Annotated in this window: 7 protein-coding genes; 1 reads left to right on the forward strand and 6 read right to left on the reverse strand. The window is 28.8% G+C overall.

The features are described 5' to 3' along the window. The 6 genes from BW723_RS11145 to argS form a co-directional block, all read right to left on the reverse strand. Complete coding sequence (locus BW723_RS11145) at positions 1 to 2,172, reverse strand: DUF4838 domain-containing protein (RefSeq protein ID WP_068364854.1); 2,172 nt, start codon at positions 2,170 to 2,172, stop codon at positions 1 to 3. A 23-nt stretch (positions 2,173 to 2,195) separates the two neighbouring features. Further along, positions 2,196 to 5,045 (reverse strand): tetratricopeptide repeat protein, encoded by a 2,850-nt coding sequence (locus BW723_RS11150; protein WP_162274034.1) that lies wholly within the window; start codon positions 5,043 to 5,045, stop codon positions 2,196 to 2,198. Positions 5,046 to 5,095: 50 nt separating this feature from the next. Next, positions 5,096 to 6,658: a glycosyltransferase family 2 protein gene (locus tag BW723_RS11155; RefSeq protein ID WP_226789175.1), complete on the reverse strand. Its 1,563-nt coding sequence runs from the start codon at positions 6,656 to 6,658 to the stop codon at positions 5,096 to 5,098. Then, positions 6,659 to 7,702, reverse strand: a complete 1,044-nt coding sequence (locus tag BW723_RS11160; RefSeq protein WP_068364848.1) for a HEAT repeat domain-containing protein — start codon at positions 7,700 to 7,702, stop codon at positions 6,659 to 6,661. A gap of 196 nt (positions 7,703 to 7,898) precedes the next feature. Then, positions 7,899 to 9,287 carry a dihydrolipoyl dehydrogenase gene (lpdA, locus tag BW723_RS11165; protein ID WP_068364845.1) on the reverse strand — a complete coding sequence of 463 codons (1,389 nt, stop codon included), beginning with the start codon at positions 9,285 to 9,287 and terminating at the stop codon, positions 7,899 to 7,901. Positions 9,288 to 9,448: 161 nt separating this feature from the next. Next, positions 9,449 to 11,224, reverse strand: coding sequence for an arginine--tRNA ligase (argS, locus tag BW723_RS11170; protein ID WP_068364842.1), 1,776 nt, complete (start codon positions 11,222 to 11,224; stop codon positions 9,449 to 9,451). A 76-nt stretch (positions 11,225 to 11,300) separates the two neighbouring features. On the opposite strand from argS, the gene BW723_RS11175 reads away from it, so the two are divergent. Further along, on the forward strand, positions 11,301 to 11,825 hold the full coding sequence (locus tag BW723_RS11175) for a YkgJ family cysteine cluster protein (RefSeq protein ID WP_068364840.1): 525 nt from the start codon (positions 11,301 to 11,303) through the stop codon (positions 11,823 to 11,825). The last annotated feature ends 24 nt before the right edge of the window (positions 11,826 to 11,849 follow it).

Consider the following 11,849-nt stretch of genomic DNA (forward strand, 5'->3'; position numbering starts at 1 on the left):
TTAATTAAATATAATCTCATCACAAGCTAAAGCATTTTTACCACCAATATTACGTTTTTTAACTTTAACTATAAAACTATCAGGTAGTTGCTTATCGTCGAATTTTGTAGGAAGTTCTATAGAAACTTCTTTTGTATCTAAATTAGAATCGTCTGATTTTAATTTTATTTTTTTAATGATTTGTTTATTATTATCTAAAATTTCTATAGAACCTGGATAATAAATATGGTGTTTTACATCTTGTAAAAATGAAAAAGTAATTTTCTTTGATTCAGAAACTCCTGCTTTATCAATTTTTAATTCTAAATCATCTACAGAAGAAATGTGCCAATTTGTATTGTAATCATTTAAGCCAAAAGCACCGTCATTTAGTATTTTTGTGTTTGTGTAATCTTCATCTAATTTAGATAAAACCTCAAATTTCTTTTTATAAAAGTAATGTTTTCTTTTATGATATTTATAAATGGTTTTACGCCAGTTATTTATGTAGTCGCTAATCTTGTAATTTCTTTCGTTGTACGTTTTAAGATCTGCAGATCTGCTATAAGATGCTAAATTATCTAACAAAATACCTGCATCATTTTTTACAATTATTTCTCTTTTATTGTTTAAAGTACCAAAACCATAAATACCAAGTCCGTAATCTCTCATAATTTCTAATTTTAGAAAGGTTAGGGCTGTAGCGAGTTTTAAATATTCTTTATCGTATTTGTTGCTTTGAGTATGCGTATTAAACTCATCATAGAAATCAAAAAAGACTTTAGGATCTAAATACTTTTTTACAGTTTTATCAATACCGCTATATATGCTTAACTCTTTGTTACTAGTAAAAAAAGAATTGTCTATATGTGTGTAGTAGTTGGTTAAAATACTTGCTAGTCTTTTTGAGTATTTATCGTTAAAATAACGTTCTATTTCTTGATCTACATTAATATCTGTATTCCATAAAAGTTTTGCAAATACCGTAGATTTTAAATCTTGAAATGTGCTGTAATCATACTCGCTACCATGTAAGAAAACACCATTAATACCGAGTTTCTTATATAATTTTAGATTCTGTTGTGTTACTTTTAAAATAGGATAAATATCAAAATAATTGTCATAATTTACTGTATAATCCCAGATATAGACATTTTTTAGATAGTCGCTCCATTTCTTTATGCGCTTTTCAAAATCTTTAAATTTCTTGGTATTTTCTAAAGGAATTCCTTTTTGCTCATTAATGGTGCTGTAAAAAATACCTGTATTGTCTTCAGCCTTAAACTTAGGCACATTTTTAACAGTAATATAGGCTGTAGTAAAAAATGTAGCTCTTTTATTGTCTTTTGCCAATTTATTTAAAAATGTAAATACTGCAGGAGCTGCATCTTGAGATGTATTACCAACAGCTTTACATGTACTACAAGTACATACAATTTCATTATCGTTTGGTAAAATCATGTATTTATTAAATGTATGATCGCTATCAAAAATTCTTTTTACATTTTCATTTACATATTTGTATAAACTATCGCTTGTAAAACAGAATTGTTTTTTAGTTCTAACACTACCAAATTTTGCGTAAACGGATTCTGGTAAATTATAATTTTTAAAAAGTTTTGGTAAATTATGTCCCCAAATTCCCCATTCTAATTCAAGAGAACTTGTCTTGTTCCAAGCTCTAAATTCTGGATTATTATTTGGCTTATAGTAAGGTTCTCTATATATAAATTCTGGCGATGAACAAATACTAAACTGCTCAGGAATATCTATTTCTGACGTAAAAACTTCTTTTGATGTATTTAATTCTTGATATTTTAGATTGGTGTATCTTTTAAAAAAATCGCTAATTGCAAACATTAAATTTTGGGCATTAGAACCTTGTAATGTAATATTACCTCCCTTTCTGTAAATACAAAAATTATCTTTTTGAGTAGGATTTACTCTTAGTAAAATATAATTGTAATTTTTATTTAAACTATTACTTCGTTCTATTTTTAAAGTTGTGCCTGTAACAGTTTTAAATTTTTTATTAAAATCTTCTGCGGCATTACTCACTAAAATATCTGCTGTTAAAGGGATACTTATTTTTGGTGATATTTTATTTGCTTTAGAAAACAGTGTTACTTTATTTTGAGCACAAGATGTTAAGCTTAAAAAAAATATAGAAATTAATATGTATTTTTTAAACATAGTATTTGGGGAATAAAAGTTTTTTAGAATCTTGTTATTATAGATACCGATAAATTATATTGATTAATATATGCCAATGCAGTACTATCTGTTACCGGACTTTTAAAGTTAATCCAAGATCCGTTAACCAATAACATTGTTTTGGGTGATATATTATAACCATAACCCGCACCTACTAAAACATTAGAGAAATCTAGGAAAGCGGTTTCACCTTCTGCTAATTGATCGTTAAATGGTGCACTACCAAAAGAGACTATAAAACTAACATAATCTTTCCTTGTATTTACATTTATTCGTGTTTGTGCAGCAAAATTAAAATAATTGAATTGATCATCTCTCATTAATATTGCCTTGGCACTTACCCAAATGTCTTCCCAAGTTCTAGAAGCTCCTAGATTTAGGGTTAAAAAGTTGACATCGTTTTGCAATCTAGAAAAACGAAGACCAGCTTGTACATCATAACCATTATTAAGCCCTTTGTAGGCATTACCATATAAGATAAATTTCGGAAAGAATTTAGAACCAAATAATACACCAACATCAGCATATAAAGTAGGCGTAAAAATTCTAGAATAATTTAAACCTCCTTGTACACCAACTCCAGATCTTCTGGCTGCATAATTTAAATCTGCACCAAATGTGTTTTTTTCGTCATATCTATGGCTATAACCTAAACTTGCTAAAGAAGTACTAAACGCAGTAGAATCTGAAGAAGCTTGCGTATAAGTTGCCGCTAATTTATTTTTAAGCTTAGCTGCTTTTAAAACTTCTAAAGCATTATTCCATTCATTTCTTTCAAAAGGATCATCGATTTGTCTAAAACTTTGATAATAATATGCAGAATCATATTGTTCCATTAACTCATAAACAATACCTTTTTTATATTTTAAGAAATTATCATTAGGGTATTGTTCTAACTTTTCATTTACAATTTCTAATGCATCTTCATTTGGTTTTTCTTGAATGTATAAATTAATCATTCTTTGTAAAGCATAATCTTCTGTAGAATTTAAAGAATCTGATATTCTATAATCTTCTATAGCTTCATCGATTAAACCTTCTTCCTCTTTATTTTTACCTCTAAACCACAACACTTCAGCTAAAGAGTTCTTAATTTTTCTATCGTATTTATAGACTATTTTTAAAGAGTCTAAAACATTTATAGCATCATCATATTGCTTATTTTGAGCAAGTAAGTTAGATAGTTTTAATTTAAAGTTTTTGTTATTAGGATAAAAGCTTAAAGCACTTTTACTGTAATTTACACCTCTTTCATAATCAGGAATTGCAGAAGAAGCATTAATAGCAATTTCTAACAATCTTTTGTTATTATTTTCTCTTGTAAGTCCGTCTTCTATAACAGGTAAAACTGCACGAAACCTTTGCTCTCTCATTAAATAAGTAGCATAAGCTTCTGTTTGCGAAACGTAAATTCTTGGGTATTTATCCTCTAAGGGATATTGTTGTTCTAAACCTCTAGTAATTTCTAAAGCATCTTCAAATAACTCCATTTCTTGATATAAAGTAGATTTTTTTACTAAATAATCAGGATTATCTGGCTCTAAACCAATTAGTTTGTCAATTTGATCTGTAGCTTCGTCATACTTTTGTAAGGCTAAATAAATTCCGAAAATTTGTTGTTCAGCCTCTTTTTGAAAATCTGGTGATGATACCAAGTCTTCAAAAATTGGTAAAGCTGCATCAAACTGTCTATTTTCTACTAACGTTTTAGCTCTACCATACATTACTAAATTATAATCGTAAGTAATATCAGTATCATTTGGGAATTTTTCATGAAGTATTAATACTTCTCTTTCAAAACGATCTTTATCTTTTATAGGTCTGTATAATTCTTTTAATTGTACTTGAAGCTTTTTGTTATTCGGACTTCTTTTTATTCCTTTTTTAAGAAAGTATTCAGCATCTACATCATAACCTTTACCTAATGCATTATTAATTACATATGTTTGTGATTCTGAATTACCATTAAGGTCTAATAATTTTTTCTGTATTTCATAAGAATCATTATACTCATTAAAATTAGCAGATTGCTGCATTAAATAAGGTAATGTTTCAGAATGAATGGTTGGGAATTTACCTTTATCAACTTCTGTTTTTATGTAAACAATAGCTTCTTCGTGTCTTCCTAATTGTTCTAATAAACCAATTTTCTTTTCAATTAATTCTGAATCTTCTCTTAGTTCTAATAAAGCTCTGTTGGTATATTGTAAGGCAATTTCTGGATCTCCTTTTAATAATTCATTTCTAATAATACCTATATAAGCTTGCTTGTTTGATGGATCATTGTCAATAACAGTTTTATATACTTGATTTGCATCGTCATATCTTCTGTTTTCTACAGCACTATTACCATCATTAAGCATAATGTAGTTGTAGTCATCTTGAATTTCGGTATCATCAGGATAAATTTGGTATAACCTTTTTAAAGCTCTTTCAGCTTCTTCATAGTTACCCATTTCTTTGTAGATTAATATTTTTCTTCTCCACCAACCTCTACTATAAGGTGTAATTTCTAATAATTCATTTACAAAACAAATAGCATCAGAATATCTTTTTGTGGTGTGCTCTATAGTTACTAAAAATCCTAAAACATCTATATCTTTTCTTCTTCTTTCGTAAACTTGTTTTAATACATATCTTGCCGTATCGTATCTACCTAACTGTAAGTTCGCTTTACCTAGAAGTGTTTTTAAATCTAAATCTTCAGGAGCTAATTGTAACCCTCTCCAACTCATTTTAGCAGCTCTTGTAAAGTTTTGTTCTGCAATATCTCTTTTAGCTTCTTCAAAATATAAATCCGAAGAATCATATACATCTTGAGCGTATGTATTAAATTGTGATATAATTGTCACAATTAATATTAGAATATACTTATTAATTTTCATAATAATTATGTGGTAATTTATGTTTTTATAGGCTCAAAATCTGAGTCTGTGCTTTTTCCTTTCTTTAATTTGTCAAAAATACTTTGTTTTTTACCTCCAGAGTTACCAGAGTTATCTCCACTATCATTACCACCACTATTACTATCAGATTTTTTCTTTTTGTCGTCTTCATTATCAAACCCTTTTCTTGTCATAGTTCCCCATGCAAGTTCTCGAGAAGTAACGTAACTGAAATAACCCTTTAAAGAGAAAAACATAATCATTGGGTGATAAATAATTGGCTCAATGAAAGCTGTAAGAAATAGCGTTAGTACTTCTCTTGTGGTGTTATAATATTTAAACGTCATTTGATCCCAAATAATTACAATTGATGAAATCATTATGGCAAATGTGTAAGAATATAATAGAATTAATGGTGCAAAGTTCCAGTTTACATAACCATAGAATAATAAAAATATTGAAAATAGTATTCCAAATGCTTCTATTATTGGTGCTAAAAACTCAAAAATAAAAATATAAGGAAATGTAATTAAACCAAGTCTTTTATAATTCGGGTTAAAGAGAATTTTTCTATGTTCACTAAACATTTGAAATAATCCACTGGCCCATCTTGTACGTTGTCTTCCTAAAATTTGAAGGTTTGGTGGTCCTTCTGTCCAACAACAAGAAAGTGGTATATAACCAATTTTGTAATCAAGTCTATTGTTCATCATATGAGCAGCCATCCTTGTCATCATATCCATATCTTCTGCGTGAGAATCTGCTCCATAACCACCGGCTTTAATGGCAATATCTTTATCGAACATACCTAAACCACCAGAAACGTTAGGTACAGAGTTTATTAATTCCCAACCCATTTTACCTAATAAATAAGATCTAATATATTCTAGTTCTTGAAAACGAGGTATAAGTGCTTTTGGAGGTCTTACTCTTGTAATAATTCCTTCTTCAATTTCGCAATTGTTAGACATTCTTAAGGTAGCACCAACTGCAATTACAGTAGTTTTAGAACTTAAAATTGGCTTAATCATTTTTGTAAGTGTATTTCTTGCCAAAATACAATCGACATCAGTATTTAAATAATATGGAAAAACAGATGCATTTAAACCTGCGTTAAATGCATCTGCTTTTGTACCACCATTTTCTTTATCAATAATTGTTAAAATATCGTACTTAGGGTTTTGAGATTTAAAAGTTCTTTTGTAAGGTTTTGTTTTAATTTTTTCTACGTATGCAAAAGGAGCTTCAATTAAATCGAATTCTTCAATTAATAGTTTTAATGTATCATCTTTACTACCATCATTTACAATAATTACTTCGAAAAGTGGGTAGTTTAATGTAAGTAGAGATTTTACATTTACAATAATTGTTTTTTCTTCATTGTAGGCTGGTGCAATTACGGATATACCTGGTGCTAGATGAGAAGCTAATAATTCTTCATCATCAATATCAGTATTATAACTCTTATATTTATTAATAGCTATAAAAGAAAATATGGCTAGTACTATGTAACTTAAAATTAATGAAGTTGCATAGAAAAATATAAAGTACTCATATATTTTTACAAAAATTTCAAACATTTATTTGTATTTTATTAAGGGTGTTTCTACATGTTGTAAAATGATAAGATCAAACCCTTTTAATGTGTTTTTTAAATTTTGAAAAGCAATCTTTCCTTCGTAACTATAGTTTAGTATAGCTTCTGCGATAATCTTTTTAGTATCTGTATTGTTAGAGTCAGAAAAAATTTCTTGTAAAAATTTAAGTGATTTTCCAGTATTAAATTTTCTAATTGTTCTTACAATTGCCACCTGACAAATTTCTGGCTCTGTATAATATCGATCAATTAATTCTTGTTCAGTTTCAGAGATATTTAATTCTCCTAAAGTTTTAATTGCTTCTGCTCTTACTAATTCGTTATCGTCTTCTAATTTTTCTATTAAAATTTCGTTTATCCCTTTTTGTTTAAAGAAACCTACCATTTTAATTAAGAAAACTACTAAAGAATCATTTTTAGAATAGTTAATCCATTTACCTAATCCTTCTAGATTTCCTCTTTCTTTTTGAAGTTCTAAATATTGCATTAGTTCAATCTGATCCCATTTACTTAAATCACGATCAAATTCATCAAAAAATCGATAAGGATCATTGGTACTTAATGCTAGATAAGAATTTCTAGCTTCACTACGAATCAGTTTGTTTTTACTGTAGGCGTATCTTAATACCTTAGAGTCAAATTTATTTAAATCTAATACAAAAGCTTCTTGAAAAGCATCTATCTTTTCACTATTAGAACGAGAATCAAATTTAGATTCTAAATGCTCTACAATACCTAATGCACTAATTATTAAAGGGTATTTTTCAGAATCTCTATTATCATTTTTAAAATCTACTAAAACACCAACTCCAATATCTAGAGATTCTCTATTAACCTCTTCTACAATATCTTCAAATTTGGTGAAAATTTCTTGTTCATTAAAATTCTTTTCTGTGAATAAAATATCTTCAAATAACTTAACGATTTCAGGTACACTATTTTTTAGTGTTTTCTGTAATCTATTATGTCTTCTTCTAATTGTATAGATAGTTATCATAAGAGCTAACGTAGCAACTATAAATGCCATTGTTAATACAATAGTTATCTGTATAATTAGAGGAAAAGTTTTTATCTTATAGATAAAAGAAAGTAGCCACTCAACGAAACCCATTTTATGTTATATTTTATTAGTCGTATAAGTGGGGGATATTTATTTAATGTAACAGGTACAAAGGTAGCTAAAATTATACCTTTGTACTTTTTATTCTATGAATTAACATATTTTATAGGTGAATAACTTCATCATAAGCGTCTGCAACTGCTTCCATTACAGCTTCACTCATTGTTGGGTGTGGGTGTATGGTTTTTAATACTTCATGACCTGTTGTTTCTAGCTTACGTCCTAAAACTGCTTCTGCAATCATATCTGTAACTCCGGCACCAATCATATGGCAACCTAACCACTCACCATATTTAGCATCAAAAATAACTTTTACAAAACCATCTGGGTTACCAGCAGCTTTTGCTTTACCAGAGGCAGAGAAAGGGAATTTACCAACTTTTAATTCGTAACCAGCTTCTTTAGCTTTAGCTTCTGTTAAGCCAACAGAAGCAATTTCTGGTGTTGCATAAGTACAACCAGGTACATTACCATAGTCAATTTTTTCTGTGTGTAAACCAGCTAATTTTTCTACACAAGTAATACCTTCTGCAGAAGCAACGTGTGCTAAAGCTTGTCCAGGAACAACATCACCAATAGCATAATAACCAGGTATGTTTGTTTGGTAATAATCGTTTACTAAGATTTTATCTCTATCAACAATAATACCGACATCTTCTAAACCAATATTTTCGATATTAGATTTAATACCAACAGCAGATAATAAAATATCAGCTTTAAGAGTTTCTTCTCCTTTTTTAGTTTTTACAGTAGCTACAACACCATCTCCAGAAGTATCAACAGATTCTACAGAAGAATTTGTCATTACTTTAACTCCAGATTTTTTTACTGAACGTTCAAATTGTTTAGAAATATCGATATCTTCTACAGGAACTAAATTTGGCATATATTCTACAATAGTTACTTCTGTACCCATTGAGTTATAAAAGTGAGCAAACTCAACACCAATTGCACCAGAACCTACAACAATCATTGATTTAGGTTGTGAAGGTAAGTTCATAGCTTGTCTGTAGCCAATCACTTTTTTACCATCTTGTGGTAAATTTGGTAACTCTCTTGAACGAGCACCTGTAGCAATTATAATATTATCAGCAGAATATTCTGTAACTGTACCATCTTCTGCAGTAACATCTACTTTTTTACCAGTTTTAATTTTACCAAAACCGTTAATTACATCTATTTTATTTTTCTTCATTAAGAACTGAACACCTTTGCTCATTCCTTCTGCAACACCTCTACTACGTTTAACTACAGCATCAAAATCCTTATCAAAAGCTTCTACTTTTAAACCATATTGATCTACATGTTTTAAATAATCATATACTTGAGCAGATTTTAACAATGCTTTTGTAGGGATACATCCCCAGTTTAAACAAATACCACCTAAAGATTCTTTTTCTACGATTGCAACTTTAAAGCCTAATTGTGATGCTCTAATTCCTGCTACATATCCTCCAGGTCCACTTCCAATAATAATGATGTCGTATTTCATAAATGTATTTATTATAATTTTTTGATAAAAAATTAAATTTAATGCTAATATAAATTAAAAAACAGCCCAAATTTAATTATAATTCGAAATCTGTTCAAATATTTAGTTCATATATTTTAAAAATAATGAATTTAATTTATTTGACAGTTATTTTTAACATTTTACATTCTTTCAGGTACTTTTATTCCTAATAATGAAAATGCATGTTTTATAGTGTCTGCAACTTTATTTGCTAACTGTACTCTAAATATTTTTTTGTTCTGATCTTCTTCTCCTAAAATTGATACATTTTGATAAAAAGAATTAAACTCTTTTACCAAATCGTAAGTGTAATTTGCAATAATTGCGGGTGAATAATTTGCAGCAGCTTGCTGAACAGTTTCAGGAAATAACGCTAATTGTTTTAATAATTCTTTTTCTTTTTCGTGTAAATTAATACTTACAGGATTAGAATAATCAAAATTAGCTTTTCTGATGATAGATTGAATTCTAGCATACGTATATTGAATGAAAGGACCTGTATTCCCTTGGAAATCTACAGAAGATTTTGGGTCGAACAAAATTCTTTTTTTAGGATCAACTTTTAAAATAAAATATTTTAATGCACCTAAACCAATCGTTTTATAAAGTTCATTTTTTTCATCATTAGAATACCCATCTAATTTGCCTAATTCTTCTGAAATATCTTTGGCAGTTGTTGTCATTTCTACCATTAAATCATCTGCATCTACAACTGTACCTTCTCTAGATTTCATTTTTCCTGAAGGCAAATCTACCATTCCATAACTTAAATGATGCAATTGTTTAGCCCAATCAAAACCTAATTTTTTAAGAATTAAAAACAATACTTGAAAATGGTAATCTTGTTCATTACCAACTGTGTAAACCATACCACCAACATCTTCATAATCTTTTACACGTTGTATAGCTGTACCAATATCTTGGGTCATATAAACTGCTGTACCATCAGAACGTAAAACAATTTTTTCGTCTAAACCATCATCCGTTAAATCGCACCAAACAGAACCATCTTCTTTTTTATAAAAAACACCTTTTTCTAAGCCTTGTGCAACTACATCTTTACCTAATAGATAAGTGTCACTTTCATAATAAAGGTTATCAAAATTAACACCTAAGTTTTTATAAGTAATGTCAAAACCACTGTACACCCAAGCATTCATAGTTTCCCAAAGTTTTACAACTTCTTCATCACCAGCTTCCCATTTTAAAAGCATTTGTTGTGCTTCTAGTAAAAGCGGAGCTTGTTTTTTAGCATCATCTTCAGAAATACCAGTAGCTACTAAATTTGCAATTTCTTTTTTGTATTCTTGGTCAAATTTCACGTAATAATTACCTACTAATTTATCACCTTTTAAATCTGTAGATTCAGGAGTTTCTCCTTCTCCGAATTTTTGCCAAGCCAACATCGATTTACAAATATGTATTCCTCTATCGTTTATAATTTGAGTTTTATAAACTTTTTTACCTGCAGCTTTTATGATTTCTGCAACAGAATAACCTAATAAATTATTACGAATATGTCCTAAATGTAGTGGTTTGTTGGTGTTTGGTGATGAATATTCTACCATTACTGCTTTTTCATCCGCCTTTGGCGATAAAAAACCATAAGTTGAATTGTTGTAAATTGTATTGAAAAATTTTGTGTAATAAGCATCATCAATAACTAGGTTTAAAAAACCTTTTACCACATTGTAACTTGTAATTTCTGATACATTTTCTACTACATATTTTCCTAATTCTTCACCAATTTGAACAGGATTTCCTTTTTTGTATCTTAACATAGGAAAAACAACAACTGTAATATCGCCATCAAACTCTTTACGAGTGGCTTGGAATTCTACTGTTGGTATTTCTGTATTATATAAAGCTAAAAAACCTTCTTTTACTTTGGTTTCTATAGTGTTTTGTATGTTCATTTTGGTCGAAAAATTGAAATGCAAATTTACATAATTTTAGCGTATACTTTTGTAGAATTAATTGTATTTTTCGAGGATGCAAAAACGGTTAGAACAATTGCCTAAATTGGCTCAAGAAGCTTTAAAGGAAAACAAGAAATATTTTACAAATTTAAGAAAAAGAACACCTAGAAATTTAGATGTTGTAGTGCAAGATTTGCACAATAAAGAGTTTGAAAAAACAGATTGTTTAGACTGTGGAAATTGTTGTAAAACAACAAGTCCTATTTTTACTGATAAAGATATAGAGCGTATTTCTAAGCATTTAAAGATGAGGGTTGCTGATTTTATTAAGACCTATTTAGAAAGAGATTCTGATGATTTTATGGTGTTAAAAACAGCACCTTGTTCTTTTTTAGACGAGTCTGATAATACTTGTTTTATTTATGATGTTAGACCAAAAGCGTGTGCAGAATATCCGCATACAGATAGACGTAAATTTATACAAATTACAGATTTAACTATTGCAAACACTTTTATTTGTCCTGCAACTTATAATATTGTAGAAGCTTTAAAACAGCGTTTGCCTTATGAATATAATGAGAAAAAGAGAAGAAAATAGTTTGTAAAATGTTTTAATAAGTTA

It is taken from the genome of Polaribacter reichenbachii (assembly GCF_001975665.1).
Taxonomy (GTDB): Bacteria; Bacteroidota; Bacteroidia; order Flavobacteriales; family Flavobacteriaceae; genus Polaribacter; species Polaribacter reichenbachii.

Coding starts and splice junctions, on each gene's coding strand:
- BW723_RS11145 (WP_068364854.1), bottom strand. CDS start 2,172: ATGTTTAAAAAATACATATTAATTTCTATATTTTTTTTAAGCTTAACA.
- BW723_RS11155 (WP_226789175.1), bottom strand. CDS start 6,658: ATGTTTGAAATTTTTGTAAAAATATATGAGTACTTTATATTTTTCTAT.
- BW723_RS11160 (WP_068364848.1), bottom strand. CDS start 7,702: ATGGCATTTATAGTTGCTACGTTAGCTCTTATGATAACTATCTATACA.
- lpdA (WP_068364845.1), bottom strand. CDS start 9,287: ATGAAATACGACATCATTATTATTGGAAGTGGACCTGGAGGATATGTA.
- argS (WP_068364842.1), bottom strand. CDS start 11,224: ATGAACATACAAAACACTATAGAAACCAAAGTAAAAGAAGGTTTTTTA.
- BW723_RS11175 (WP_068364840.1), top strand. CDS start 11,301: ATGCAAAAACGGTTAGAACAATTGCCTAAATTGGCTCAAGAAGCTTTA.